Raw genomic sequence first — 26,385 nt, forward strand, 5'->3', positions numbered from 1 at the left:
CCCCAGCCCCCTCTCCTATTAGGAGAGGGGGAGAAAGAACGATGGGAGGTTTCGCCTGAGTTGCAGAAGAAAATGACGGAGATTGCTCGCAAGTTGCGCAGAGAACAAACTGCAAGTGAAGCTATTCTTTGGGAAGCTTTAAGGAATCGGAAGTTGGAAGGTAGAAAGTTTCGTCGTCAGCATCCTATCGGTAAGTTTGTGGTTGATTTTTATTGTGACGCAGAGCGTTTGATTGTAGAAGTTGATGGTAGTATTCACGAATTGCCCGAACAGCAAGTGTTACATAAGCAGCGTCAGGCTTTACTAGAATCTTTGGGTTTGCGTTTTGTTCGTTTAAAAGCTAAACAGGTAGAAACAGATTTAGCATCATGTTTGGATACTATACGAGGTGCTTTTCCCTCATCCCCTGACCCCTTCTCCCAAAGGGAGAAAGGGAAAAGTTCCCTCTCCTGAGAGGAGAGGGCTAGGGTGAGGTCAGAAGAAGCTACTGTAATTGCTTGGTTGTGGGCGCGAACGGTTAAATGTCCCAATCCTGCTTGTGGTTGTCAGATGCCTTTAATCAGTATGTTTCAGTTATCTACAAAGAAAGGCAAAGAAGCCTGGATAGAACCAATCATAGATCGCAGCCAGCAGCCACCCATTGTAAATTTTGAAGTAAAAACAGGAACAGGAACACCACCTGAACCACCAAAAATTGGACGAGGTGCAAAGTTTTGCTGTTTAGTATGCAATCAGGTTGCTATTGACATCCTCACCGCACTTCTAGGGCGGTGATTCCTAAGACTCACGACTTAGGTTTCTGTTTCCTTCCGCTGTGCGCGGTTTTTCGCAACTGCCTACGCGAGTTGCTCATGGGGGAAACCCCCAAGACCGCACTCGCTCCTTTAACACTATGGTTATCGGGTCTTATGTCCGCTCCACAGACAATCACTGCGAGTCCCGCAGCGAGTATATTTTTTCCAGCGTTGATGTCTCTATCAATGCCTGTTGTCTTACAGCTAGGGCAATCCCAACTGCGAATATTCAAAGGCAACTTATCCATTACAAAACCGCAATGGTGACATCGTTTAGAGCTAGGAAAAAAGCGGTCAATCTTGACCAATTTTCGCCCGTACCACTCACATTTATATTCAAGTTGACGAAACATTTGACAGATGGCAGCATCGCTAAGAGAACGAGCCAGCTTGCGATTCTTAACCATGTTGCTCACCGCCAAGTCTTCAATAGCAATCAAGCTTACAAGCGAACCAAGCGAGTAGTCAATTTGTGCAGAAAATCGGTACGAGCATCTTTAATTTTGGCGTGTATTCTGGCTACTTTAAGTCGCGCGCGCTCTCGGTTACTAGAGCCTTTGGTTTTCCGACTCAGTTCCTTTTGTGCGCACGCAAGCTTCTGATACAGCCGATTAAAATGCTTGGGATTAGCTATCTTGTCACCATCACTGGTACTAAGCAGACTAGAAACACCAACATCCAATCCAATCTTTTGCTCAGTTGGTGGAAGTACTTCTACGGTATAATCATCAACCAACAAAGAAACGAACCATCTACCAGAAGGTTCGAGTTTAACAGTAACAGTCGATGGTTCGCATCCTTGTGGAAGATACCTCGACCAAACGATATTCAATGGTTCGCTGCACTTAGCCAGCCAAACTTTACCATCTCGGTACTTAAAAGCCGACTTGGTAAATTCTGCCGAACCACCATTACGTTTTTTCTTAAAACGAGGATATTTAGCTCTTTTGCCCCAAAAGTTAGAAAAGGCTTTTTGCAAATGCCTCAAGCATTGCTGCAAAGGTACGCAGCTAACCTCATTGAGAAAATCAAGTTCTTCGGTTTTCTTCCAACTGGTCAACAAACTAGAAGTTTGTTTGTAATCAATTCTTGTTTGTTTTTCATACCAAGCGATTGTTCTTGCAGCCAAAGCTTTGTTGTAGACCAAACGCACACAACCCATTGTCCGTCGCAAGAGATTTTCTTGCGATAGTGTTGGGTAAAAGCGAAACTTGTAGGCACGTTCAGTCATGCCTCACATTTTAACACGTTTAATGTAAAGCCGTCCTAGAAGGACGGGGTTTCTACCCAGGAATTTTGATGATGGCAAGTGAAAAATATCCGTTAACCATTTATTACGCTTTTAAACAAACAGAAACAGAAAATAATGAGACAAATGGTAACTTTGCTATTTCTTCAACTGGCTGGGAAACTATGCTTGAAGGATTAATTCAAGCTGGTTTTAGCATTACTGGTACTCTTCCAATGCGTAGTGAACAGCATCATCGCATGATTGCTAATAATACAAATGCACTTGCTTCATCGATCGCTCTTGTTTGTCGTCCTCGCCCAGATAATGCCCCATCCGCTACCCGTCGCCAATTCCTCAAACAACTGCAAACAGAATTTCCTACCGACTTAAAAAACCTACAACAAGGCAATATCGCCCCTGTAGATTTAGCTCAAGCCAGTATCGGGTTAGGAATGTCAGTTTTCTCACGCTACAGCAAAGTATTAGAAGCAGATGGTAATCCCATGCGCGTTCGTACCGCCTTACAAATCATTAACTCCTATATCGATGAATTCTTGAACGAACAGGAAGGAGAATTCGACCCCGATACTCGTTGGCGTTGGGCTTTGACTTGGTTTGAGCAGTACCAATTTGAAGAGGGACAATACGGCGATGCGGAAACTCTTTCTAAAGCTAAAAATACCAGTATTAAAGGATTAGAAGAAGCAGGTATTCTTAAAGCCAAGAATGGGAAAGTAAGACTGCTTAAAAGGGAAGAGATGTTTACCTCACCCCCGACCCCTCTCCTATTAGGAGAGGGGAGCAAAACGAGGAGAGGGAGTAATAGTAATGACTGGGAAGCTAGCCAACACCTCATTCAAACTCTCGATAAACAAGGGGAAACTGGCGCAGCTAAATTACTGGCTCAATTAGGAGACAAAGGGGAAGTATGTCGAGATTTAGCTTATCGCTTGTATGTAATTTGCGACAGACAAGGCTGGACACAAGAGGCAATTTCGTATAACAGTCTGGTTACTTCCTGGTCGGAAATATCTCGTCTGGCTGCGATGGAACAACAGTTAGAAACAATAGTACAGGGAGAATTAGTAGTTTAGATAAAGCTATCAATGGTTGCTTTTTTAGTTTTTTGTATATACAATGTGTGGTATAACCAGGAGCATAATTATGGCAACGATAGAAAAACAAAAAGTAGTCAACCTGAGAATTGACGAAGTTAGGCGCAATTTAATCGATGAAGCAGCAAAGCTTCAAGGTAAATCCCGTACTGAGTTTATGGTAGAAGCTGCTTACAAAGAAGCCGAACAAACTATCTTAGACCAGAAGATTTTCATTTTAGATGAAGCAGATTGTGAATATCTTTCTCGTACAAACCATAAACCAGACCCCAAATTAGTCAAATTGTTTAAGAGCAAAAGCCCTTGGGAAGAGTAAAATATTCACAACCGCAACGTATTTCAAGAGAGCATATTGTAGAAAACTTTGATTGTGGTGAAATTTCTCTCAACGATTGGCTGAAAAAACGCGCTCTTAAAAATGATCTGGGAGATGCTAGTAGAACTTACGTTGTCTGCTGCAATAATACAGTAATAGCTTATTACTCACTTCATTTAGGCTGTATTCAACATTCCGAAGCCATAAGAAAAATTAAGCACAATATGCCCGATCCGATTCCAGCTATAGTTTTAGGTAGGCTAGCTGTTGATAAACTTCATCAAGGAAAAGGATTAGCCAGAGCTTTGATTAAAGATATGTTCCTGAGAGCTATTCAAGTTTCTGATTTGGCTGGTACTAAAGCAGTTTTAGTTAAAGCTCTTAATGAGAAGGTGACTGTTTTTTATCAATCCTTTGGTTTTGTTCAGTCAAAAACCGACCCTCTTTTGTTAATGAAAGCGATCGCTGAAGTAAGAGCTAGTTTGAATCAGAAAAGTAAAAAAAATTAGCTAGCAGAAGTCATTACTATGCTTTTAGTTGTAAATATGGGTCTAATATCAGGTGCTTTACACAATATTTTATCTATTACACCTGGTACTTGTTCGCTAATAGAGTGACCAGTTTTACACCAACTAGCAAAATGTTCGCAATTATTACAAAAAAGACTGTAAGCTGTTTCTCCTAACCTACTATAAGCACGAATGACAACAAATTCTTTAGGAAAACATTCATCGTCTGAGTAGTGTTTTACTTTTATGTCTCGTTCCTGAGAAAATTCTTGTTTTGATACAAGAGCTATTCTTTTTTTCTTGCTATATTCAATTACTAAATTACCACCACAATCAATACCATGATGTTCATAAACAAGATGATTTACGTAAATGTGATCGCCACGTGCCATACAATAAAAAACTTCAAATTAAAAAATGTTATGATATTTCTTTGATACTTTTTGGCAATTAATAACAATTTGATCCAAATCACAATTAAGAATTAATAATTAAATTAATTTTTTCTTAATATTTGGGAACTCTAGGGTACAGCACCAATACCGTTAAGGTTTCCCACATGGGTATTAACAATAAAGAAAGAGTAGGCAGAGCATTAGATATCTTGCGAGAAGGCTTGTATCCCTTCGTAGAAAGAGAAATCCGTTCTGTTTACAATGAACATTGGGAAAACCATGCTCTCTCCCATTTATATGAAGACCGCAATCTCAAGCGAACTACTGCCGAAAGATTACAACAGGATGTAGCCGACCTAATCAACGTTATTTTCGGTGAATGGCACAATGTCTTCAAAAAAACTCTGGGACACGCTGAAAAAAATCTCCTTGGAGAACTCAAAACAATTCGCAACGATTGGGCGCATGGCAATAATTTCACTACAGATGATGCCTACCGCGCTTTAGATAGTACAGCTAGACTACTTTCTTCCATCTCCGCACCTCAAGCCGATACGGTTGAAAAACAGAAATAAGAATTATTACGTCTACGTTTTGAAGAACAAGCTCGATGGGAAAAACGCAAAGCTACAAATGTCGCCATTGAAAGTAATCCCCAAAATGGTTTAAAACCCTGGCGAGAAATTGTCACTCCCCATGATGATGTGGCTTTAGGACGCTTTCAACAAGCAGAATTCGCAGCCGATTTGTGGCAAGTATATCTAGATGATAAAAACTGTGCCGATGAATATCGCGACCCCAAAGAGTTTTTTCATCGTACTTATCTTACGGAAGGTCTTAAAGACTTACTCACCAATGCCTTAATTCGTCTCAGTGGCAAAGGAGGCGACCCCGTAATTGAACTACAAACTAACTTTGGTGGTGGTAAAACTCACGCTATGTTAGCCCTTTATCATTTATGTTTTGGTGTCTCTGCCAAAGACTTGCCTGGATGCGAAACTATTTTCACCGAAACTGGAATCGATAATCCTCCTAAAGATGTTAAAACTGCTGTTTTAGTAGGCAATAAAATCGATCCTGGGACTCCCGAACTGAAAAAAGACGGCACAGTAGTTAAAACTCTTTGGGGAGAAATTGCTTGGCAGCTTGGAGGCAAAGAAGGCTATGCAATGCTAGCAGAGGCAGATGAAAACTCTACCAATCCTGGGGACAAGCTCAAAGAATTATTTAATCGTTATTCACCCTGCTTAATTCTGATCGATGAATGGGTGGCTTATGCCCGTCAACTACACTACGAAAAAGACCTACCTGGGGGAGACTTTGATACTCACTTTACCTTTGCTCAAACCCTTAGTGAATCAGCTAAAAATGCCGACAACACTTTACTAGTAGTGAGTATTCCCGCCTCGGATATTGAGATTGGTGGAGACAGAGGTAAACAAGCTTTAGAACGTCTTAAAAATGCTATTGGTAGAGTAGAATCGCCTTGGCGACCTGCTACTGCTGAAGAAAGCTTTCACATCGTTCGCCGTCGCTTGTTCCAAGATATTACCGACCCTAACTTATTTACTGCCCGTGATACCGTCATTAGAGCATTTAGCCAGATGTACCGCGACCAAAAAACAGAATTTCCAGCAGAATGTCGGGAAAAAGATTACGAAAGAAGAATTAGAGATGCTTATCCGATTCATCCCGAATTATTTGAGCGTTTATATGAAGATTGGTCGAGTTTAGATAAATTCCAGCGCACTCGTGGAGTATTGCGCTTGATGGCAAAGGTTATTAGCTATCTGTGGCAAGAGAACGATAAAAACTTAATGATTCTTCCTGCTAACGTACCGATGGCAGATAGTCAAGTACAGTCAGAATTAACTCGCTACCTAGATGATAACTGGTTGCCTATCATTGATAAAGATGTAGATGGTACTAACTCTCTTCCTGTTGATCTTGACCGTCAACATTCTAATTTAGGACGCTATTCTGCCTGTCGTCGGGTAACGCGAACTATCTACATGGGTTCAGCACCACTACAAAAAGCTGCTAACAAGGGATTAGATATTCGCCGAATCAAATTAGGCTGTACCCAACCAGGAGAAAACGTTGCTACCTTTGGCGATGCTCTACGCCGACTCACCAACCAAGCGACTTATCTCTATGTTGATAGTAGCGATCGCTATTGGATCGATACCCAACCTAATGTTACTCGCACTGCTATTGACCGTGCTACTCAGTATAGAGAAGACCAAACCTGGGATGAAATAATTAGAAGACTCAAGCAAGATAAAGAAACAGGTGATTTTGCTGGAGTTCATATTGCACCAAGCTCATCATCTGATATTCCTGATGAATCAACGATGGGAGTAAGATTGGTGTTACTCCATCCCAACTTGACTCACAGTAGCAAAGTCGATAACAGTAATGCCTTAATAGAAGCCAAACAGATACTAGATACTAAAGGTTCTGCGCCTCGTTATTGTAAAAATTTGTTGATTTTTCTGGCTCTTGATGGAAGTAAACAAGAAAACTTGTTTCAAAGAATTAATGAATTCTTAGCATGGGATTCCATTGTTACCGATAAAGAGGTTCTCAATCTCAATCCATTTCAGAACAAACAAGCAACAGCTAAACTAAAAGATGCCGACAACACGGTAAAAATGCTGTTACAAGATACTTATCAATGGTTACTCGTTCCTGATCAACCAGAACCTACAGGAGATATTGAATGGGAAGAATACAGACTTCAAGGAAAAGATTCTCCTGTTCTTCAAGCTAGTCGCAAATTAGTTAACGAAGAACATCTGATTATTACTTATGCTGCTGCTCGTTTGACTCTAGAGATTCTTAATGATTATGTGTGGAAAAATTCTAACCACATCGATCTCAAAACTCTCTGGAAATATTTAACTAACTATCTTTATCTACCACGACTCAAAAATGAACAGATTTTAAGTAATGCGATCGCTGAGGGAGTAGCAAATTTACTCTGGAATGAAAACTTTGCTTACGCTAATGGTTATGACGAAACCAAACAGAAATATTTGGGTTTAGAAGTTGGTAAGCATATTACTCCTACTATGAGTAGTTCATCTTTATTAGTTAAACCTGACGTAGCACAGCAACAGATAGAAGAGGACACGTCCCTGGAGCTTGGCTCCAGGGCTCGTGATGTCCGTGAGGAACGGTTAGCCCAAGCAACAAGTTCGCCAGTCTTGTCCTCAACTTCAAATGGTAGTAATAATGGCAATCAAACAATTGTACCTCCCTCTCAACCTACCATTCGACCCGCTCTAGACCAAGAACAATCTCTAACACCTACACAAAAGAAAAAGCGACGTTTCTATGGTTCGGTAGAGTTAAACTCATTACGTTTAATTGGTGATGTTCAGCAAATAGCGGACGAAGTAGTCCAGCATTTAACTAGCCTTAAGAACGCCAAGGTCAAAGTTACCCTTGAAATTGAAGCTGAGGAAGAAGGTGGAATACCAGATAGTGTTATTCGCACAGTGAGTGAAAATTGTCGAACCCTTAAGTTTAAATCTCAGGAGTTTGAAGAAGAATAAGAAAAAACTTTGAGATTAATAGCTTAATTAGATTTGGCAATAATTTTTTTAATTCTTTATGATTTAGAGGTTGGATAAATGTTAAACAAAAGCTGCAAAAAGTAAAATGCCGACAAAGATTAAGCGCTCGCGCCCTTTGTAAATATATTCAAAACTTAGGATAAGTTTAAATAATAATCTGTTCCAGACAATCCTCTATCATATAGATATCGTCTTCTTGTATCAACCAAACCGCAACAAACTTCAATTAAGCAACCAAACAAGACTATGAGTTCCTCAAATAATCAAGATTGGCAACGTCGTATAGAAGAAATAGAAGCCGAAATCAATTATAGTGAATCTAATACTCATCAAGAAAGCACTGAAACAGTTCGTCCTCACGTAGAAATTGATCGCTCTCAATCAATAGAAAAATGGCTTAATTTCGCCAAAGATTGGTTTAACAATTTATCTTCAGAAGGAAGAATAGCAGTAGGTGTAGTAGGGGTTTTAGTCAGTTTTTCTATACTCAGTAGTTTTCTTCGCCTGATTAGTTCTTTGGTAAGTATTGCTATTCTGGCAGGCTTATTATATTTCGGTTATAAGTTTTTCCTCAATTATTCCCGAAAGGAATAAAAACATTGTTTCATTAATGTAAAAAATACTAGATATTTTTTGCCAATTTTGAGGTTGGTATTGTGGTGCTTGTTTAATTAGTTTTGATTGATAAAATATTTTGATTAATTTGCTCATTTAGCAAGGTTTTTGAACTCGATTGTAAAAATTGTTTTTAATTCGATTTCAAACAAACAAGGCTAATTGGTCAAGCCCTTGTGATAGATGTAATATTTTTTGAGCAGTTTAATAAAGCCAAAAATTTTAGTTGAATTGGTAATCAAGCGTTAAATAATTAAGAATAAGGTACAGTCTTTTTTACACAAACAATTACAAGAATTTTGCTATGCGTATTGCTAACAATATTACTGAACTGGTCGGTCGTACTCCTCTAGTACGCTTAAATAGAATTCCTTTTAGTGAAGGCTGTTTAGCACAAATCGTCGTTAAATTAGAAAGCATGAATCCCGCAGCTTCGGTAAAAGACCGTATCGGAGTTAACATGATTAATGCTGCCGAAAAAGCAGGATTAATTTTTCCTGGTCGTACAATTTTAGTTGAACCAACTTCAGGCAACACTGGGATTGCTTTGGCAATGGCAGCAGCAGCTAAAGGGTATCAATTAATTTTAACTATGCCCGAAAGTATGAGCTTAGAAAGAAGACTAATGCTCAAAGGATACGGGGCAAAATTAGAATTAACCCCTGCTAAAGAAGGTATGAAAGGGGCAATTAGCAAAGCAGCAGAATTAGTAGATAGTATCCCCAATGCTTATATGCTGCAACAATTTAATAATCCAGCCAATCCAGAAATTCACCGTTTAACTACCGCAGAAGAAATTTGGACAGATACCGATGGAGAAGTTGATATTCTCATTGCTGGAGTAGGTACAGGCGGAACAATTACAGGGGTAGCAGAAGTAATTAAACCCAGAAAACCAGAATTTAAAGCGATCGCAGTTGAACCAACTGGCAGCCCCGTGCTTTCTGGTGGTAATGCTGGTTCTCATAAAATTCAGGGAATTGGGGCGGGTTTCGTGCCTGAAGTTCTCAATTTAGATTTAATCGATGAAGTGATTACCGTTACTAATGAAGAAGCTATTAATTACAGTCGTCGTTTAGCTAGAGAAGAAGGCATTTTATCAGGTATTTCCTCTGGGGCTGCTCTTTACGCAGCAATTAAAGTAGGTAAACGTCCTGAAAATGCTGGCAAGCTGATTGTGATGATTCAACCAAGCTTTGGCGAACGTTATCTCAGTACACCTTTATTTCAAGATTTAGAGGAAGAAAAATCAGCACTACAAGTTTAAAGCTAGTAGAGACGCGATCTATCGCGTCTTTACAATTACCAACTTATCCGCCGATCAACAATCAACTATTAACAATGATTAAAATAAATGCGGTATAAAGATTAAAGTAACATTACTTAACACTCAAACTCACTATGACAGCAACAGTAGAAATTTACACTTGGAGTCGATGTCCTTTCTGTATCCGTGCTAAAGCCTTATTGGATCGTAAAGGAGTTGAGTATACCGAATATTGTATTGATGGTGACGAAGATGCCAGAGCTAAGATGGCACAACGAGCTAACGGTAGAACAAGTTTACCCCAGATTTTTATAGACGATCGCCATGTTGGTGGTTGTGACGATCTTTATGACTTAGAAAGTCAAGATCAATTAGACCCTCTGCTTGAAGGCAGTGCAGCATAAAAAAGGAAATAGGGCGTGAAATTAGCATTTATTATTGACCCCATCTCGAAACTCGATCCTGGACACGATACCAGCGTCGCTATTATGGAGGCAGCCCAAATTTTAGGACATCAGGTTTGGATTACTCAAGCGGATAGCTTATCAATTATTGAGGGGAAAGCTTGGGCAAGACTTTCTTCCTTAGAATTAAAACCAGTTCAATTAGTTGATGGATTGTGGCAAGCAGATCGGGATTGGTATCAAATAGGCAATAGCTTCCTGACTGGTTTAGAAGAGATGGATGCAGTGTTTATGCGTACCGATCCGCCCGTAACTATTCCTTATTTATATGCTACTTATATCTTGGACTTAATCGATCCGAATAAAACTTTGGTGATTAATTCTCACCATGGTTTAAGAACGGCTAATGAAAAGATGTATGCTCTTCAGTTTCCTACAGTAATTCCTGAAACCATTGTCAGTCAGGATAAATCTGTGATTACCAAATTTTTGGAAACCAAACAAAGAGCAGTTTTAAAACCGTTGGGAGGCAAAGCAGGAGAAGGAATTTTATTCTTAGCAGCAGGCGATCGCAATTTTAACTCTTTGGTTGAAATTAGTACCAAACAAGGAAAAGAACCGGTGATGGTACAGGAATACTTGCCAGCAGCTAAAGAAGGAGATAAAAGAATTATCTTACTTAATGGTGAACCAATTGGGGCAGTCAATCGTATCCCTACTGGTAATGAATTTCGAGGCAATATGGCAGTAGGTGGTAGAGTTGCTCAAACAGACATTACAGAAAGAGAAAAAGAAATTTGTAGAGTTATTGCTCCCAAACTACTAGCAGATGGTTTGTATTTTGTCGGTATTGATGTGATTGGTGGTTATCTGACTGAAGTAAATGTTACCAGTCCCACAGGAATTAGAGAAGTAGACCGCCTCAACAATGTAAACTTGGGAAAACAAGTAATTCAATGGTTAGAAGAGTATTCCCAGCGCAGTGGCAAATAATAGAGTAAAGGATGAGAGAGGGGGAGAGACGGACAAACGGAGCAAACTAGTATGATTAAATATCGAAGCTACCCTACACTCGAAGTTCCCCTGCCCTTCAAAGTGATAACTGGTGTACGGGCAAGGCAGTACCTTGCCCCCTACTGATAACTGATAACTGGTAACTGGTAACTGAAAAATGCACGCTCTTTCAATTCCCACTTGGATAGTTCATGTCTCTAGCGTCATCGAATGGATCGCTGCAATGTGGTTTATTTGGCGATATGGAGAGATTACAGGAGAAAAATACTGGTATGGTTTATCTTTTGCCATGTTACCAGCCTTAATTAGTGCGATGTCTGCTTGTACTTGGCATTTTTTTGATAATTTACCATCGCTTGAATGGTTAGTAACTTTGCAAGCAAGCACAACAGTGATCGGAAACTGCACTCTGTGTTTAGCTGCTTGGTGGATTTGGCGTTCTTCTTTACAAAAACAATAATCAATGAATAAAGATAGTTTATTTGCTCTGTCGCTGTTTCCTTATCTTGGTTTTCTTTGGTTTCTAACGCGATCGCAAAAGACTCCTCGTTTAGCTTTAATTGGCTTTTATATGTTGCTTGTGTTTGTCGCAGTTACTATTCCTGCTGGTATTTATGCTAAGGTTCATTACGGCAAAGCCTTAGCTAATGTTGATTGGTTACATGGTAGTGCAGAAGTATTTTTAACCCTTTCCAATATCTTGGTTGTGTTGGGTTTTCGTCAGGCAATTCTAGACCGACAGAAGCAGATAACAAATAAATAAAAATAAATAGATATGGACGTAGCACGCTACGCCCTAATAGTTTTTGATTGATTAAGTTTCTAGCGGAACAAAGATTTGTTCTTCTTCTAAATATCGCCAAGCAACTCCTTCAGGATCTCGACTTTGACTCCATTCAGGAAAGTCTGGTTGACTTTTACGCCTGCCGACGGTGCTAGAGTGAACTTCTAGACGATCAGATAAATCAGCTTGAGATAAGCTTAAGCTAGATTGTTCTGTGGTGGTTGCTGAATCTTGGGGTTGGGTTTCGGTTGCAGTTGCTGCTGGCATAGGAGCATCTACCTGGATTGATTCAGCAGAAGTAGATGGTTCTGGTTCTACTTGAGTAGTAGTTTGGTTTTGTTCTTGTTTGGCTTTTTGTTCTGCTAATTCTCGAAACAGAGATTTACTTGGTGGTTTACTAGCAGATCCAGCACTAACTAATTGCGGTGTAGTTGAAGTTTCTTCCTCTTCATCATCAAAATCACCAAAAGGTTCGCTGTCGTCAAAAATTCGACCAAGCGCACTAGCTGTAGGAAAATAATAAACTACGCCTTTGTCTTTTATTTGTTTAGGGGCAACACCGTATTCATCGGCTTTGCGTTCGAGGAAAACTTTAGCACTTCTCGAAGTAAGGTTGGCTACTACGGATAAATCTAAGGGTGTTAAATAACCTTTGTTATCCCTAACTAATTGATTAAAGTAAGGGTTAACTTGGGCAGACCATTTTTCCCACTGATAATTTTGCCAAGCTTTCCAAGCAACAATTAATAGGGCTAAGATTAATAGTACTAGCCAAAACTTATACAAAACCAGCACCACGAAGGCGACAGGAATAATTAAAATCAGAATGCCAGCAGAACTATTATCTAATACTCTTCCAGTCATGATTCTGGTTGCAACTTTTTGTTTAATTGCATTGCATGGTTAATAATTGCCAATCTTAAGACAAATTGCGTTGCATTGCACGCAAGGATGGCAAAGATTTATAACAATCAACTAAATTGTTGCATTGATGTTAGATAAATCTAGACGTTGCAACATTGCTTTACGGGCTGCAACAGCTAGGTTATCTTCTAGTTTAGTTAAGGAAATTTCTTGTTGATATTTTTGTTGCAAGGAAGTTTTGATTAACCAATCAGCTAGAAAAGGATTTTTTGGTAACAATGGGCCATGAGAATAGGTAGCGATCGCGTTGCGGTAAAATGCTCCTTCTGTGCCATCTTCCCCATTATTACCATAACCTTTGATTACTTTACCTAATGCAGCAACATTATTTAAATAGGTTCTTCCACCGTGATTTTCAAACCCAATTACTAGAGGTTGAGTACCTAAACTAGTTTTTAAGTCTTCTGCTAAGGGAGAAGCGGTAATTTCAAACACCACATTGCCAATACAACGTTTAGCATCAATTCCAGGGTGTTTACTGACTAAATCTAATAATCCTAAACCTTCTATTTTTTGTCCTAAAGCTGGTTCATAATAATGCCCTAATAGTTGAGGCGAACCACAAGTAAATACTCCAGGTGTACCAGTTTCGATTTTAGCTTTTAAAGCTTTAGCTTTTTCACCTTTTAAGTCGCGCATGACAATTTCTTGTTGACGATCTTGCGCGCCTCCACCAACAATGATATCTACTTGTTTAAATTGCTCTGCATCTGTTTGCCGATCTAGAGGTAAAATCTTTGCTTGGATACCTCGCCATTGACAACGCCGTTGCAAACAAATTACATTACCGCGATCGCCATAGGTACTCATTAAGTTAGGATAAAGCCAGCCAATTGTCAATTCCATCATTTACCCAAATTCCCACAAATCAAGAATTCAGTTTAACCTCTACAATCAAAATGTAGCTAACATTTCAGTTACCAGTTACCAGTTACCAGTTACCAGTCAGTAGATATTATCTAATATTGACAACTTACGATTTATTTTTTTATATGGCTATTACAATTCAACAACTCCAGAAATGGAAACGACAAGGGCGTACTATTGTTAGTCTGACTGCTTGGGATTATCTGCTTGCTAAAGTCTTGGATGAGGCAGGAATAGATTTGATTTTAGTAGGTGATTCTTTGGCGATGGTAGCTTTGGGACACAGTACGACTTTACCTGTTAGTCTAGAAGAAATGATTCATCATGCTAAAGCCGTGAATCGAGGAGTAAACAGGGCTTTAGTTGTCTGCGATTTGCCGTTTTTAAGTTATCAGGAAAGTGTTTCTCAAGCAATTCATTCGGCAGGAAAAGTTTTAAAAGAAGCAGGAGTAGGTGCAGTTAAAATTGAAGGGGGAAGTCCTCGTATTATTAATACTGTAGCTGAACTGACTGCGATCGGTATTCCTGTGATGGGACACGTTGGTTTAACTCCTCAATCTGTTCATCGTCTCGGTTATCAACAGCAGGGAAAAACTGTTGAAGAAGCTAATCGAATTATTGATGAAGCGATCGCTTTAGAAAGAGCAGGAGCTTTTGCGATTATTTTAGAACATATTCCTGGGGAATTGGCAGCAACAATTACGGCAGAAGTTACTATTCCTACAATTGGTATTGGTGCTGGGGTAAAATGCGATGGACAAGTCTTGGTTACTGCTGATTTATTAGGTTTATCGGATCGTTTACCACCTTTTGCTAAGTCTTATCTCAATTTAAGGCAAGTTATTACTAGTGCTGTTAAAGATTTTGCTACAGATGTTCAAGAGCATCATTTTCCTGAGTAAAATAGGCGTTCAAAAAATGCGTCCACAGATGAACGCGGATGAAGTTATTGTTTAGTGATGTTTTTTGTTGATAGTTGATGGCAATTAACAATGAATAATCAGCAAGATTTTTTAATTGTTGATACAGAAGGAAAGCATCAAGTAAATGAAATTGCTGTCATTAATAGTCAAGGTAATTTAATCTACGAAGCTTTTGTTCAAGAATATGCTGCTCACGATCACATTAAGTTAAATCGTAAACCTCTGCAACAAATTATTCTTGAATTTAATAATTTAGCACAGAATAAACTATTAATTTGTCATCATGCTGACCACGATTTTCAAGTTTTACAAAATAGTTTTATTGCCGTAGAAGTTCCTTGGCAAAATTTTCAATTTGCTTGTACTTACAAGTTAGCTAAAAAATATTTTCCCAATCTAATCAGTTATTCCCTTGAATATCTTAGTAAAAAACTTAATTTAAAGGTCAAGCAAAAATATTTTAATTCTCAACAAGCACATTCAGCTAGATACGATGCTGAATTTACTTATCAATTATATTGGAAAGTTATGGAAGAAATAACTATTAAAAGATTACAGAATCAACCCAATCCTTTTGGGAGTAGTAGAGTAGATACTCCTTTTCAAGAACATCTCGATTTGACTTCTATTTATAACAATCAATTTGCCACTTTAAAATCCATTATTACTGATATTAAATACGATCAAAATCATCAAAGTAAAGGAGTTATAGTTATTGGTGAGCCAGGAACAGGAAAAACTCATTTAATGATGCGATTGGCGCAAGAAGTACTCGAAGTTAATCGGTTACTTTTTATTCGTCAACCGAATAATCCAGATGCAGTTATTTATCATACTTACAGTAGAATTTTAGAATCTTTAATTGAAAAAGTAACTCAAAGCAATTACACCCAACTAGAATATTTACTAGCTAATAGTTTTAGAAAAATAATTCAAAATAATCTCATCGATAATACCAATCAAAAAGATCAATTTATTTTAGCTGCAACTCAAACTAATCCTCTCGAACTTTATGATAGTTTAGGCACGGATGGTACTCAGAAAAAACGCGACTATTGGCAACACATTGAAAAAAGAACTTTAGAATGGTGGCTAGAACATTATGGTGGAGCAGGTTATTCTTTAGAAATTATCAAAGGTATTATTAAGTTTTGTAGTTATTCAGATTTTAATTATAAAAAATTAGTCACTCGATGGCTAGCTGCTGATGAACTAGCACCAGAAGAACTAGATAAAATAAAATTAAATAATTGGAATGAAGAAATCAGTAAAGAAAATTTTTCTTTAGAAGCGATCGCGGTTCTGAGTAAGCTTTCTCTTTTAGATGAACCTCTAATTATTATTTTCGATCAACTAGAAGGTTTAGGTTTAAAGCATCACGAAAAATTGCTATTAAGTTTTGGCGAAGCAATTAAAGAAATTTTTACTCATGTCCCAAATAGTTTGATTATTTTTAATTTGTTTCCCAGTCGTTGGCAACATTTTCAACAGATTCTTGATGGCTCTATTGTAGACCGTATTTCTCAATATCAAGTTACCTTAGAGAAACCGAATTATTCAGATTTAGAACAAATTTTACAACTAAAAGCAGCTATCATTGATTTAGATGTAAAAACTTTATTTACCGAGCAAGAATTAGTAAATATTTTAGCAGGTAATTCTATTCGTGCAGTTTTAAATCGGGCTGCGGATTATTATCGTTATAAAGTCAATCAAATTCCTTTACCACAATTATCTTCTCAATCTTTAACTCATTCTTTAGCTTCAGAAGAAACAATTTTACCAAGAATTGAAAAATTAGAACAGCAATTTACACAGTTGCAAAAATTATTAGCTAATTTAGCTCAAGCTTTTAGTGGTTTTACCAATACATTAGCTGTAACAAATAAACAAGAATTACAATCAAACGAACCTAATAATTATCCTACTAATCAAGAAGTTATTGATTATCTAGAAACTCAGAAAAAGTTATTAGAACAAGACTACGATAAACTACAAATTATTAGTGATAGTGATGATATTGGTAAGTTAAAAACTATCATAGAAGCTTTTCAAACTATTGTTAATTTAGAAATAGATCATTTGAGGTTAGGTAAAAAAAAGATTCCCGATCATCTGGTAGTCAAAAAAACAAACTACACTCTGGTAATTGGATTTTTACAAATAGATGGTACTGCTTTTACGACTCGAATAAAAAACTTTAATGAATTAGTAATCAATCATAAAGAAATTAGATTTTTACTGCTTAGAGACAATAGAAAACCTAAACTTACAGGTAAAGTTGCTCAAGAAGAAATAACCAAATTAAATAATTCTGCTAATGGAAAATTTTCTCTAATTGATCGCGATAATAGAATTAGTTTTGAAGTAATTTATCGCTTAGTTACAGATATTTACAATCGAGATTTTGATGTATCTTTGGTAGAAGCTTTTAATGCTCTTAAACAACAATTAAATAATTATTGGCTAATTAAACTAATGCAATAAAAAATGTAATCAATTGGATTTAAAATTGCCTTTCTGTTTATTATTTATACCGACGTTTTTTAATTTGGTATTAATTTATGTTAAAGCTTTTCTTGTTTCTTTTACACACAAACAGGTCAAACTAATAAATTATCAGTACTCTCTATGCTTCGGCGTAAAAAAATCCAAACTTGTAAATTATCTAATTTAGTTTTAGGATCAATCAAACTACCGAGCAGTTTAGTAAAACTCTATAAATAATGCCAGAACTTAAAGATAGATTAAAGGATGAATTAGCTGAAATTAATTGGCAAGATTTATTACCTCATGCCAAAAGAGATGTAGTAATTGTTGTCAAAAAAGAATTAAATATTCTCGATGTTGCAACTGCGATCGCACAAGACAATTCGATTGCTGTCAGTAATTGGATCGAACAACAATTAATTTCTAAACCATCTTCAGAACAATTAACTAACTGGAATGGTGAACCTAATAAACAGTTTTGGACTTTAATTATTCAGCCTTTTGTTGTCATTCAAGAAATCTAATAATTTCATTTATAGCTATTAAATTCACAAAAAATCAACCCAAAAACATCACTAAACAATAACACCATCGGCGTTCATTAGTCTAAAAGCTGTGGACGCATTTTTTTTCTTTCAACTACATCCTTTCAACTACAGAAATCCCCAATAAAGATAAACCTAATTTAATAGTTCTAGCAGTCAAATCTGCCAAGATTAATCGAGAGGTGCGTGAAGGTTCTTCTACTTGTAAAATAGGACAAGATTCATAAAATTGATTGAACTTTTGACTCAGTTCATAAATATATAAACACAGACGATTAGGTAATAATTCTCGCTCAACTTCTTGAATTATTTCTCCTAACTGCAAAATATGTTTAGCTAAAATAAGTTCTGTTGATTCTGCTAAAACAATTTTGGTATGTGTTCCTAATTTTTCAAAATCAATTTCACCTTTACGACTAATACCTTGTACCCTGACATAAGCATAAAGTAAATAAGGTGCAGTATTACCTTGAAGAGCTAACATTTTTGAATAACTAAATTTGTAATCTGTAGTTCGATTTTGACTCAAATCTGCATACTTTACTGCACTAATCCCAACAGTTTGAGCAACTTGATTAATAAATTCTTCTGTTTCTTCTCTACCCTCTTCTTGCAATCTTGATTCTAGATCATTACGTGCTTGAATAATTGCTTCATCTAATAATTCTTTTAGTTTAATTGTTTCCCCAGAACGAGTTTTTAATTTTTTGCCGTCTTCACCTAAAACTAATCCAAAAGGTACATGAACAACTTCTACTTTTTCAGGTAATATTCCCGCTTTTTTAGCTACTTGAAATACTGCTGCAAAATGATTACTTTGCCCTACATCTGTAACATAAATAATTCTTTCTGCATTATCTTGTTCAATGCGATATTTTAATGCAGCCAAATCTGTAGTTGCATAGTTATAACCACCATCAGATTTTTGCACAATTAAAGGTAAAGGTTCACCTGCTTTATTAGTAAATCCTTCTAAGAAAATACATTTTGCACCTGCATCTTCTTGTAATAAACCTTGTTGATCTAATTCAGCTACAATATCCGCCAAAAAAGGATTATAAAAAGATTCTCCTCTCTCAGTTATTTTAATATCTAATAAATCATAAATTACTTGAAATTCTCGACGAGATTGTTCGCAAAGTAATTGCCAAGCATGACGACTTTCAGAATTACCTGCTTGTAATTTTACTACTTCGTTTCTGGCAGTTTCCTTAAACTCTTCATCCTGATCAAAACGAATTTTTGCTTTCTTATATAAACTAACTAGATCCCCTAAATCTAAAACATCCGCAGTTGTTAAAGCTTCTGGATAAGCTTCTTTGAGGTAAGCAATTAACATCCCAAACTGAGTACCCCAGTCTCCTACATGATTGAGACGTAAAACATCATGTCCTCGAAATTCTAACACATTCGCTATCGCATCACCGATAATCGTAGAACGTAAATGTCCTACGTGCATTTCTTTAGCAATATTGGGACTGGAAAAATCTACTATAACTTTTTGTGGCGATGGTACTGGTTCAATTCCTAAGCGTTGATCAGCTTGAATTAAACTTAATTGAGTAACAAGATAATCTGGTTTAATTGTAAAGTTAATAAAACCAGCACCAGCTATTTCTGGCTTTTGACAAATTTGATCTACTTCTAGTTTAGCAATAATTTTTTCCGCGATCGCTCTTGGTGCTAGTTTCAGTTGTTTAGCTAATGGTAAAGCAACATTCGATTGATAATCACCAAATTTAGGATTGCTAGCAACCGCCACTAAAGGATCTACATTAGCTAACTCTTCACCAAAAGCAGCTACCAAAGCTTGACTAACAGATATTTTAAGCTGTTCGAGTAGGGAATTCATAAAATCAGAGTTTGAAACTGACAGAGCAAAGATTCTAGTCGAGGTAAAAACTTAATTTATCATTCTCACTCTACTTAGGGAAACTTTTTTCTAGACTGAATTAATTATAAAATTTAAGCGATCGCATTTTATCTTTGGGAAGATCACGCTTGCAGAGTGCGTTAATTTTCTCTAGATCAGCTTATAACTATACTTAATTATTTTACTTTACTGCTACAACAATCTCCACTACCAATTAAATTGCTTTCACAATTTAACTTCTCACACTATTGGTCTAACCCAGTCCAAATGATTAAGATTTTTTCCTAATTTCAGGAATAATTAAATACCAACCATACTCTTACTTAACTAGCTTCAAACAAACTCAAAAAAATAGCAAAACTTTAACAAACTTTGGGCATAGTTATTGTTAAGATACCATCGATTAATTCTGCGATCGCTTTATGGTGACAGACTGGCATCGGTAAAGGAATAATCCTTTCAAATTTCCCATAATGCAATTCATGACACAAGTAATCATCGTTTTCTTGGTCGCATCTTTCTGTATGTTCTCCTTTAATGATAACTGATTCTTCATCAACATGAACTTGTAATTCTTGAGTTCTTACTCCAGGAATTTCTACTTTTAAAACTAGCTCTGTTTTTGTTTCTTGTAAATCGATAGCGGGTGACCAACTTTTAAGATTTTTTGTCAACATCTTAATTTACCCTCCAATCTGATAATTTGAATTTATCTACCCATGATTAGTTTAAAAAAACAATGTGAGGAAATTGTGGATAAAATCTTAACATTTTTTTGATAAGTCTTGATCTAACCATTGTGATTCAGATAAAATTGCTTTAGTGATTTTTTTTTAATTAAATCCTTTTGTTTTGACTAAAAAAATAAGTGATTGAATTCAATTATTTCTAATAATTTAGTAAAATAGTACTGAGTAATATCACTCAAAAATTTGCTTTAACACATAAATCTTAAATAAAAAAAAATCTTTTAAAGTAATAATTGTTAAACTTTGAGGATAAATAAATTGAATTGAGTAAAAAAAATCAACTAACTTTAGATAATATTTAATAATTAAGTTAAAATCTTTTTAGAACCCAAAAATAACTTGCTAAGTTTTTGTTTATTGATCCTGATGTTGGTGTTGAGCCGACAATGGTAAAACTTTAGACAATTGACAGTATTGTTTTGATACCACTTTGATCGTTAAATAAATTACCTTAGCAACAATAATTAGAAATCTAGTTAAAATCAAACAACATCTTGTTTGTAATCACAACTAAATTGCTTGCCACAGAGTAATTAATTTTTGATAATTAAAATTCACTAATTAAGAGGAGACTAATTTTTGTGCTTATTTTGTCTTAACAAAAAGCTCACCAAAGTTTAACCAGACTAGTTGAGCAAAAAAAAATCTCATAATCATAAAAAAAATGTAACAAGAGTTACAAACTTTTGAAACTAACACTTTTTAAACAATAATTATTTACTACCAATGAATTCCAATCTGATCAATCGTTCTCAACCAAACCTCCAGCGTAATTTAGAATCAATTAATCCTAATAGTAATAATTTTGATTTTGAACTTTGGGCGATCGCCGTACGTCGTCAAATGTTAACTGTCTTTGAGCCAGAAGTAGTCACAGAAACTAAGCTTGACGAAGAAGAATAACAATTTATCCCATATATAATCTGAAATACTCTAAAGTTTGCTAAGTAATCAAAAGTAGAGGAAGTAGGAGTCTTAATTTGTAGCATTCATTATTAGATTCAAGATAACTAATACTACTTAAATAACACAAAAATATCCTACTCAAGCAGAGCAGGATTGATTGTAATTTTAGCCTTAATTAGTTACTAAATTGCTACTTAGGAATTAATTACTGATTTTTAAAACGTCTTTAACGACCAAATGGCGATCGCGATCAACAACAATTAATCCTCTAGTTTGGAAATCCCCTAACATTCTAGTCACAGTAACTCTAGTAGCACAAATCATATCAGCTAAATTCTGATGAGTAAAACGTACAGTGAGACGAGTACCATTAGTAACAGTTTGTCCAATTTCTTGCTTAAGAAGCAATAATAATTCCCACAACCGGTCCTCAACTTTTTTTAATCCCGTAATCGTCAACAAATGTTCCGCAACAATTAAACGACGACTTAATTGTTCTAAAAGAATACGACTAAAATGAGGATAATTTTCTAAATCTTGAGGAGAAAGCCATCGCACATATACATCTGATAAAGCTTGAGCGCGATCAATACCAGTATGCTCTAAAATATTACCAAAAGCTGTATTTCCTGTTGCCCAACCCAAAGTTATTTCTTCACCTTTCGCATTAATTCTACTAAGTTGCACTACTCCTCGATAAACTTGCCAAAAACCTTGATCAAATAAAGGAATTTCTTCGCCTTTTTCATAAAACTGTAGTAAAAGCTTCTCTTCATTTAGATCTAAATAAAGTTTTGATGTTATTTGATTTGCGAGTAGCATAATGGGCAATTATTTCAGCTTAAAAAAGTTCCAATTCGAGTCTAAATTATTTTGGTAAAGAAATAATAATTAACAGGTTAAGCTTTGGAAATTTCTTTTTGATAACGGTTAAAAATCTGAGCCATAATCTGGCAGGATAATCGTAAAAAGTAAAAATATCACCATAAGCTAAACTAGCATTTTGATGATGTAACCAATGACGTTCAGGAGTAGTAATAAATAATAATCGACAACAAAATTTAATTACTGGGGAAGTCTGCCAATCAATTATTGAAACGTGTCGCCAAACTACGTGTAATTCACCTAAAATTAAACCCAAAACTGTCCCAAAGGTCGAAATTTGCCAAAACCAAGGTACAAAAATAAAATAAGGTAAAGCACCAAGCATTCCATCCAACAAAACTAAAGGATTTCTAGTCAAAACTGCATAATGAATAAAACTACGGTTTTTACCGTGATGAACTAAAGTATGAAATTTGCCAAAAACGTGTTCTGGAACATGATACAAAAAAGTAGATAAAAAATCTCCAATTAATAATAATAAAAATGCGACTAAAAAAATATTTACAACCGACATAGCTAACTCCTCACTCACAGGGGCTAGCTTAATTAATCAAAGTTAAAATTGTTTTAAGCTTGCTTTAAATTTATTAATTTATAGCAGTCAAAGCAAAAATTAAGAGATTCTCTATTTCCTTAGTTTAAGATTATGATATCTTCGCACTATAGTTCGCTTGCTATACTAGGAAAAAAAATTACATCGCAGCAACTCCTTGTTCACTAGTTCTAATCCGAATCACATTATTAATAGGACGGACAAAAATCTTACCATCTCCAATTTCTCCTGTACGTGCAGCTAGAGAAATTTGCTGAACAATATAATCGACTTGTTCGTCATCAACTACTACTTCAACTTTAATTTTAGAAGCAAATTCTACTTTGTATTCATTACCTCGATAACGAGTAGTCACACCTTTTTGATTACCAAACCCTTTTAATTCTGAAATAGTCATACCAATAATACCTACATTAACCAAAGCTAACTTAACTTCTTCTATTTTGTAGGCATGAATAATTGCTTCTACTTTTTTCAATTTTTTTTACCTCTAAACTTTTGACTCACTATGATTGTGTTTAATTTTATAGTAATAAATTAATTTATTAAAACAGCTAATTATAATTAATTGGAGTATCAACAGGCAAAGTTAAAATAAATTTAGCTCCTTGTCCTGGTTGGCTAAATAATTCTATTTTTCCTTTGTGAGCTTGTACGATCGCTTTAACAATTGCTAATCCTAAACCTGTTCCATCAGAATTTCTACTGTTAGTTCCTTTAATAAAACGTTCAAAAATTTGTGATTGTTCAGAAAAAGAGATTCCTGTTCCTGTATCAGTGATCCAAAAACGAACGTAACCTTGATTTATTTCTGAACCTAAAGCGATTACATCAGTAACTTGTGTGTGTTTAGTTGCATTTTGTGCCAAGTTAACAATTGCTTGGATTAATCGTTGACGATCTACTACGATTAAACCCGAGCCAACTTGCTCCAGATGCCAGTTTCGATCTGCTAAAACTGTAGACCTATCATACATTTCTTCAGTTAACTTACTTAATTGAACAGTTTCTAAATGCAAAAAATTAGGTTGTTCTGATTTAGCCAATAACATCAAATCTGCTACTAAACGACTCATCCGCTTTAATTCGTCCATAACTAATTCTAGGGTTTGACGTTGTTCTTCAGGAGTAGAGCCGATTAATTCTAGATGTCCTTGAATAATAGTAATTGGCGTTCTTAGCTCATGACTAATATCATTAAGAAAATGTCTTTGATTATTAAAAGCAGACTGAAGCCTATTCAACATTTCATTAAAAGTCATGCTTAATTGAGCAATTTCGTCCTTTCCTTGAACAGGAATACGTCTTTCTAAATTGGTTTCACTAATAGCCTGAGTAGTATTAGTAAGTAGATACAAAGGAGCTAATATTTGTCCAGCTAAAATCCAAGCCAAAATAGTAGTGCTAATTATTACAACAATAGTCACCTGGACAATAATCAGAGTCGCTTCATCAATTTCCTGGCGTTCATATCCAGCAGCAACTGCCACAACAAATACGCCTCGAACTTTTCCATTAATTTCGATGGGTTCTGCTAAATAGACAATTTGATCTTGATAGAGATAAATTTCTCCAAGCTCAGGCTCAGTAAGTGTTCGCCAATGTTGAACTATCTTTGAATTGCGATCGATTGATGGAGGTAATGCTAATGGACTCGAATAATAAAGACCGTCTGGAAGTAACGTGATGTAATATTCATTAGCTTCGGGAATATTGCGACTGAGAAATACGTTGAAAATAGCAGTAATATTTTCTCCAAACGATTGTGCTGTAGTTGGATTTTTTCCACTGATTAAAAGATGTAACTCTTGTACTTCTTGTTCGAGAGCTTGTTCGATTCTTTCTTCCAGACGCAGCAGTAAAACTCGTCGAATAGCGAAAATTGCACCGGAAAAACCAATCAGTATCAGTAGCAAATATACTGCCATAATACGACCTCGAAATCCAAAAGAAAAACTATCCCAGAACCAAAAGCGATTTTTTTTCATGTTTAATATTTTGGGACTCGATCTCAATGTACTTAAAACTTTACTGTTTTTGTCGACAGCACAATACAGCCATTAGGGATAAAGGTTGTTCGATTGTTGATTTTAAATAATTTTGATTGAGTAAACAGTACAACGCTGTTCAAAGTCGTGCTTACGTTCACTGCATCTGGGCAGTCAAATAACTGCAATTCTTATTTTTAACTAAAAGATATTAGTCTTACTCTTAATTAGTTATAAGATCAATTGCCGATCGCTTAAAAAAAATATTTCAATGATTGCTCTTTATCCAGGAAGTTTCGATCCCATTACTTTTGGTCATCTCGATATTATTGAACGAGGTGCTAAATTGTTTGAAAAGGTAATTGTAGCGGTTCTTTCCAATACGAGTAAACAGCCTTTATTTAGTGTAGAACAAAGAGTTAAGCAAATTAATATCTGTACTCAACATTTATCCAATGTAGAAATAGATAGTTTTTTTGGTTTAACTGTTGATTATGCCAAAATAAGTCAGGCAGGAGTTTTATTAAGAGGTTTGCGAGTTCTGTCTGATTTTGAAAAAGAATTACAAATGGCTCATACCAACAAAACTTTGTGCGAAGAAATAGAAACTGTATTTTTAGCTACTGCTAAAGAATATAGTTTTTTAAGTAGTAGTGTTGTTAAAGAAATTGCTCAATTTGGTGGCTCAATCGATCATCTTGTTCCTGAAAATGTTGCTCAAGACCTTTATCTGCATTATCAAAATATTAACCTTAAGTATTGACTTTTATTAATTTTTTTTTTCAAAATGAATAATTCCATCACTAAATGCTTAAATTTATTATATTTAACTTAATCTTTTCTGTTTTTAAACAGTTAATAAAGTTATTTTTTAAGTCAAACAAGTATGACTTACTTAAAATCTTAAGCATCTTTTGATTATTAAAAAATAGCTGTTTTTTTGGATTAAAACTTTCAAAGTTTTTTAATTTTAAAATTTAAATAAAATTTTCTGCAAATTTCTAAAATATTAGTATACAATGAACAATTTATAATCTAATTTACTAATGCTAAATTCATATCCTTCTCATCATTATCAATCTCCTTCTCCAACTCATAAAAGGGTAGAAAATCCTCAAACACAACCAGAATCAGATTTAAAACTAGAAAGAGAATTAGATGTTCTAAAACATTTAATTTTGAATGGAGTTAATCTACCTTTTTCTAAACTAACTATTATTGACCGCTATCGTCTCCTCAAGCAACTCGATTTAATTAGAAACCTATTACCTCAAGCTTTAAATCTAGCAATAGATATTTTAGAGCGTCGCCAAGAAATTATTGAAGAAGCAGAAAATTATAGTCAAAATTTGGTTAGATCTGCTCAAGAAAAAGCTAGTAAAATTCTGAGTGAATCAGCCATTATTCATCAAGCTGAATTAGAAGCAAATACATTAAGATATCAAGTACAACAAGAATGCGAACAATTACAACAACAAACTCAAGCAACCATAACTCATTGGCGAGAATTAGCTATGGCTGAATGTAGAGATATTCAGACTGAAGCAGATGATTATGCTGATGCAGTTTTAGATAATATTGAACAACAACTTCAACAAATGCTTCAAATTATTATTAATAGTCGTCAGCAATTAGAAGAAAATAGAGAAAATTAAAC

Annotated in this window: 24 protein-coding genes and 4 pseudogenes; 18 read left to right on the forward strand and 10 right to left on the reverse strand. The window is 35.6% G+C overall.

Annotated features, from left to right (window positions below):
- The first annotated feature begins 72 nt into the window (after positions 1-72).
- Positions 73-453: an endonuclease domain-containing protein gene (locus tag STA7437_RS18630; RefSeq protein WP_041619568.1), complete on the forward strand. Its 381-nt coding sequence runs from the start codon at positions 73-75 to the stop codon at positions 451-453.
- A 24-nt stretch (positions 454-477) separates the two neighbouring features.
- Positions 478-732: pseudogene (locus STA7437_RS18635) on the forward strand (hypothetical protein); the annotation flags it as partial.
- A 52-nt stretch (positions 733-784) separates the two neighbouring features.
- On the opposite strand, the pseudogene STA7437_RS27745 reads toward STA7437_RS18635, so the two are convergent.
- A pseudogene (locus STA7437_RS27745) lies at positions 785-2,025 on the reverse strand (RNA-guided endonuclease InsQ/TnpB family protein).
- Positions 2,026-2,108: 83 nt separating this feature from the next.
- Here STA7437_RS27745 and STA7437_RS18645 point away from each other — a divergent pair.
- The 3 genes and pseudogenes from STA7437_RS18645 to STA7437_RS18655 form a co-directional block, all read left to right on the forward strand.
- Positions 2,109-3,119, forward strand: a pseudogene (locus tag STA7437_RS18645) (hypothetical protein); the annotation flags it as partial.
- Positions 3,120-3,189: 70 nt separating this feature from the next.
- The gene (locus STA7437_RS18650) at positions 3,190-3,456 is read left to right on the forward strand and encodes a type II toxin-antitoxin system TacA family antitoxin (RefSeq protein WP_015194938.1); all 267 of its coding nucleotides are present in this window, start codon (positions 3,190-3,192) and stop codon (positions 3,454-3,456) included.
- Positions 3,444-3,965: a GNAT family N-acetyltransferase gene (locus STA7437_RS18655; RefSeq protein ID WP_015194939.1), complete on the forward strand. Its 522-nt coding sequence runs from the start codon at positions 3,444-3,446 to the stop codon at positions 3,963-3,965. The genes STA7437_RS18650 and STA7437_RS18655 overlap by 13 nt, the downstream gene beginning before the upstream one ends.
- On the opposite strand, the gene STA7437_RS18660 is transcribed toward STA7437_RS18655, so the two are convergent.
- Positions 3,962-4,357, reverse strand: coding sequence for a lecithin retinol acyltransferase family protein (locus tag STA7437_RS18660; RefSeq protein WP_015194940.1), 396 nt, complete (start codon positions 4,355-4,357; stop codon positions 3,962-3,964). The genes STA7437_RS18655 and STA7437_RS18660 overlap by 4 nt on opposite strands.
- 167 nt (positions 4,358-4,524) lie before the next feature.
- Between STA7437_RS18660 and STA7437_RS18665 the strand changes: the two are divergent.
- From STA7437_RS18665 to STA7437_RS18695, 7 genes and pseudogenes are all read left to right on the forward strand, one after another.
- A pseudogene (locus STA7437_RS18665) lies at positions 4,525-7,920 on the forward strand (Swt1 family HEPN domain-containing protein).
- 267 nt (positions 7,921-8,187) lie between these two features.
- Entirely contained in the window at positions 8,188-8,535 is a 348-nt protein-coding gene (locus tag STA7437_RS18670; protein ID WP_015194941.1) for a hypothetical protein, read from the forward strand.
- A gap of 325 nt (positions 8,536-8,860) precedes the next feature.
- Positions 8,861-9,823, forward strand: coding sequence for a cysteine synthase A (cysK, locus tag STA7437_RS18675; protein WP_015194943.1), 963 nt, complete (start codon positions 8,861-8,863; stop codon positions 9,821-9,823).
- Positions 9,824-9,957: 134 nt separating this feature from the next.
- Positions 9,958-10,227: a glutaredoxin 3 gene (gene grxC / locus STA7437_RS18680; protein WP_015194944.1), complete on the forward strand. Its 270-nt coding sequence runs from the start codon at positions 9,958-9,960 to the stop codon at positions 10,225-10,227.
- Between the two features lie 15 nt (positions 10,228-10,242).
- Entirely contained in the window at positions 10,243-11,220 is a 978-nt protein-coding gene (gene gshB, locus STA7437_RS18685; RefSeq protein ID WP_015194945.1) for a glutathione synthase, read from the forward strand.
- Between the two features lie 178 nt (positions 11,221-11,398).
- A complete protein-coding gene (locus STA7437_RS18690) occupies positions 11,399-11,701 on the forward strand; it encodes a DUF2499 domain-containing protein (protein WP_015194946.1) in 303 nt (100 codons plus the stop codon).
- 3 nt (positions 11,702-11,704) lie between these two features.
- Positions 11,705-12,004 (forward strand): DUF3593 domain-containing protein, encoded by a 300-nt coding sequence (locus STA7437_RS18695; RefSeq protein ID WP_015194947.1) that lies wholly within the window; start codon positions 11,705-11,707, stop codon positions 12,002-12,004.
- 51 nt (positions 12,005-12,055) lie between these two features.
- Here the strand turns inward: STA7437_RS18695 and STA7437_RS18700 are convergent, their stop codons facing one another.
- Both STA7437_RS18700 and STA7437_RS18705 read right to left on the reverse strand, forming a co-directional pair.
- Positions 12,056-12,889, reverse strand: a complete 834-nt coding sequence (locus tag STA7437_RS18700; protein ID WP_015194948.1) for a hypothetical protein — start codon at positions 12,887-12,889, stop codon at positions 12,056-12,058.
- Positions 12,890-13,000: 111 nt separating this feature from the next.
- Complete coding sequence (locus STA7437_RS18705; RefSeq protein WP_216087181.1) at positions 13,001-13,795, reverse strand: type 1 glutamine amidotransferase; 795 nt, start codon at positions 13,793-13,795, stop codon at positions 13,001-13,003.
- A 146-nt stretch (positions 13,796-13,941) separates the two neighbouring features.
- Here STA7437_RS18705 and panB point away from each other — a divergent pair, with 146 nt between their 5' ends.
- The 3 genes from panB (at position 13,942) to STA7437_RS18720 (ending at position 17,753) form a co-directional block, all read left to right on the forward strand.
- Positions 13,942-14,718: a 3-methyl-2-oxobutanoate hydroxymethyltransferase gene (gene panB, locus STA7437_RS18710; protein ID WP_015194950.1), complete on the forward strand. Its 777-nt coding sequence runs from the start codon at positions 13,942-13,944 to the stop codon at positions 14,716-14,718.
- A 90-nt stretch (positions 14,719-14,808) separates the two neighbouring features.
- Positions 14,809-17,226: an exonuclease domain-containing protein gene (locus tag STA7437_RS18715; protein ID WP_015194951.1), complete on the forward strand. Its 2,418-nt coding sequence runs from the start codon at positions 14,809-14,811 to the stop codon at positions 17,224-17,226.
- A 239-nt stretch (positions 17,227-17,465) separates the two neighbouring features.
- Entirely contained in the window at positions 17,466-17,753 is a 288-nt protein-coding gene (locus STA7437_RS18720) for a DUF2288 domain-containing protein (RefSeq protein ID WP_015194952.1), read from the forward strand.
- A gap of 115 nt (positions 17,754-17,868) precedes the next feature.
- Here STA7437_RS18720 and argS read toward each other — a convergent pair whose 3' ends face one another.
- Both argS and STA7437_RS18730 read right to left on the reverse strand, forming a co-directional pair.
- Positions 17,869-19,626, reverse strand: a complete 1,758-nt coding sequence (argS, locus tag STA7437_RS18725; protein WP_015194953.1) for an arginine--tRNA ligase — start codon at positions 19,624-19,626, stop codon at positions 17,869-17,871.
- Positions 19,627-20,009: 383 nt separating this feature from the next.
- Positions 20,010-20,324, reverse strand: a complete 315-nt coding sequence (locus STA7437_RS18730) for an Hsp20/alpha crystallin family protein (RefSeq protein WP_015194954.1) — start codon at positions 20,322-20,324, stop codon at positions 20,010-20,012.
- A gap of 798 nt (positions 20,325-21,122) precedes the next feature.
- Between STA7437_RS18730 and STA7437_RS26650 the strand changes: the two genes are divergently transcribed.
- Complete coding sequence (locus STA7437_RS26650) at positions 21,123-21,299, forward strand: hypothetical protein (RefSeq protein WP_015194955.1); 177 nt, start codon at positions 21,123-21,125, stop codon at positions 21,297-21,299.
- 204 nt (positions 21,300-21,503) lie between these two features.
- Here the strand turns inward: STA7437_RS26650 and STA7437_RS18735 are convergent, their stop codons facing one another.
- The 4 genes from STA7437_RS18735 to STA7437_RS18750 all read right to left on the reverse strand — a co-directional run bounded on the left by STA7437_RS18735 (position 21,504) and on the right by STA7437_RS18750 (position 24,728).
- The gene (locus tag STA7437_RS18735; RefSeq protein WP_015194956.1) at positions 21,504-22,124 is read right to left on the reverse strand and encodes a Crp/Fnr family transcriptional regulator; all 621 of its coding nucleotides are present in this window, start codon (positions 22,122-22,124) and stop codon (positions 21,504-21,506) included.
- 46 nt (positions 22,125-22,170) lie between these two features.
- Positions 22,171-22,701, reverse strand: a complete 531-nt coding sequence (locus tag STA7437_RS18740) for a hypothetical protein (RefSeq protein ID WP_015194957.1) — start codon at positions 22,699-22,701, stop codon at positions 22,171-22,173.
- Between the two features lie 178 nt (positions 22,702-22,879).
- Positions 22,880-23,218: a P-II family nitrogen regulator gene (locus STA7437_RS18745; RefSeq protein WP_015194958.1), complete on the reverse strand. Its 339-nt coding sequence runs from the start codon at positions 23,216-23,218 to the stop codon at positions 22,880-22,882.
- Positions 23,219-23,294: 76 nt separating this feature from the next.
- Entirely contained in the window at positions 23,295-24,728 is a 1,434-nt protein-coding gene (locus STA7437_RS18750) for a sensor histidine kinase (RefSeq protein ID WP_015194959.1), read from the reverse strand.
- Between the two features lie 271 nt (positions 24,729-24,999).
- Between STA7437_RS18750 and coaD the strand changes: the two genes are divergently transcribed.
- Both coaD and STA7437_RS18760 read left to right on the forward strand, forming a co-directional pair.
- A complete protein-coding gene (coaD, locus tag STA7437_RS18755) occupies positions 25,000-25,491 on the forward strand; it encodes a pantetheine-phosphate adenylyltransferase (RefSeq protein WP_015194960.1) in 492 nt (163 codons plus the stop codon).
- A gap of 283 nt (positions 25,492-25,774) precedes the next feature.
- Positions 25,775-26,383, forward strand: a complete 609-nt coding sequence (locus STA7437_RS18760; RefSeq protein WP_015194961.1) for a hypothetical protein — start codon at positions 25,775-25,777, stop codon at positions 26,381-26,383.
- Positions 26,384-26,385 lie beyond the last annotated feature (2 nt).

The sequence above is a fragment of the Stanieria cyanosphaera PCC 7437 genome, from assembly GCF_000317575.1.
GTDB lineage: Bacteria > Cyanobacteriota > Cyanobacteriia > Cyanobacteriales > Xenococcaceae > Stanieria > Stanieria cyanosphaera.

Coding starts and splice junctions, on each gene's coding strand:
- STA7437_RS18630 (WP_041619568.1), top strand. CDS start 73: ATGACGGAGATTGCTCGCAAGTTGCGCAGAGAACAAACTGCAAGTGAA.
- STA7437_RS18650 (WP_015194938.1), top strand. CDS start 3,190: ATGGCAACGATAGAAAAACAAAAAGTAGTCAACCTGAGAATTGACGAA.
- STA7437_RS18660 (WP_015194940.1), bottom strand. CDS start 4,357: ATGGCACGTGGCGATCACATTTACGTAAATCATCTTGTTTATGAACAT.
- STA7437_RS18670 (WP_015194941.1), top strand. CDS start 8,188: ATGAGTTCCTCAAATAATCAAGATTGGCAACGTCGTATAGAAGAAATA.
- cysK (WP_015194943.1), top strand. CDS start 8,861: ATGCGTATTGCTAACAATATTACTGAACTGGTCGGTCGTACTCCTCTA.
- grxC (WP_015194944.1), top strand. CDS start 9,958: ATGACAGCAACAGTAGAAATTTACACTTGGAGTCGATGTCCTTTCTGT.
- STA7437_RS18690 (WP_015194946.1), top strand. CDS start 11,399: ATGCACGCTCTTTCAATTCCCACTTGGATAGTTCATGTCTCTAGCGTC.
- STA7437_RS18695 (WP_015194947.1), top strand. CDS start 11,705: ATGAATAAAGATAGTTTATTTGCTCTGTCGCTGTTTCCTTATCTTGGT.
- STA7437_RS18700 (WP_015194948.1), bottom strand. CDS start 12,889: ATGACTGGAAGAGTATTAGATAATAGTTCTGCTGGCATTCTGATTTTA.
- STA7437_RS18705 (WP_216087181.1), bottom strand. CDS start 13,795: ATGGAATTGACAATTGGCTGGCTTTATCCTAACTTAATGAGTACCTAT.
- panB (WP_015194950.1), top strand. CDS start 13,942: ATGGCTATTACAATTCAACAACTCCAGAAATGGAAACGACAAGGGCGT.
- STA7437_RS18715 (WP_015194951.1), top strand. CDS start 14,809: ATGAATAATCAGCAAGATTTTTTAATTGTTGATACAGAAGGAAAGCAT.
- STA7437_RS18720 (WP_015194952.1), top strand. CDS start 17,466: ATGCCAGAACTTAAAGATAGATTAAAGGATGAATTAGCTGAAATTAAT.
- argS (WP_015194953.1), bottom strand. CDS start 19,626: ATGAATTCCCTACTCGAACAGCTTAAAATATCTGTTAGTCAAGCTTTG.
- STA7437_RS18730 (WP_015194954.1), bottom strand. CDS start 20,324: ATGTTGACAAAAAATCTTAAAAGTTGGTCACCCGCTATCGATTTACAA.
- STA7437_RS26650 (WP_015194955.1), top strand. CDS start 21,123: ATGAATTCCAATCTGATCAATCGTTCTCAACCAAACCTCCAGCGTAAT.
- STA7437_RS18735 (WP_015194956.1), bottom strand. CDS start 22,124: ATGCTACTCGCAAATCAAATAACATCAAAACTTTATTTAGATCTAAAT.
- STA7437_RS18740 (WP_015194957.1), bottom strand. CDS start 22,701: ATGTCGGTTGTAAATATTTTTTTAGTCGCATTTTTATTATTATTAATT.
- STA7437_RS18750 (WP_015194959.1), bottom strand. CDS start 24,728: ATGAAAAAAAATCGCTTTTGGTTCTGGGATAGTTTTTCTTTTGGATTT.
- coaD (WP_015194960.1), top strand. CDS start 25,000: ATGATTGCTCTTTATCCAGGAAGTTTCGATCCCATTACTTTTGGTCAT.
- STA7437_RS18760 (WP_015194961.1), top strand. CDS start 25,775: ATGCTAAATTCATATCCTTCTCATCATTATCAATCTCCTTCTCCAACT.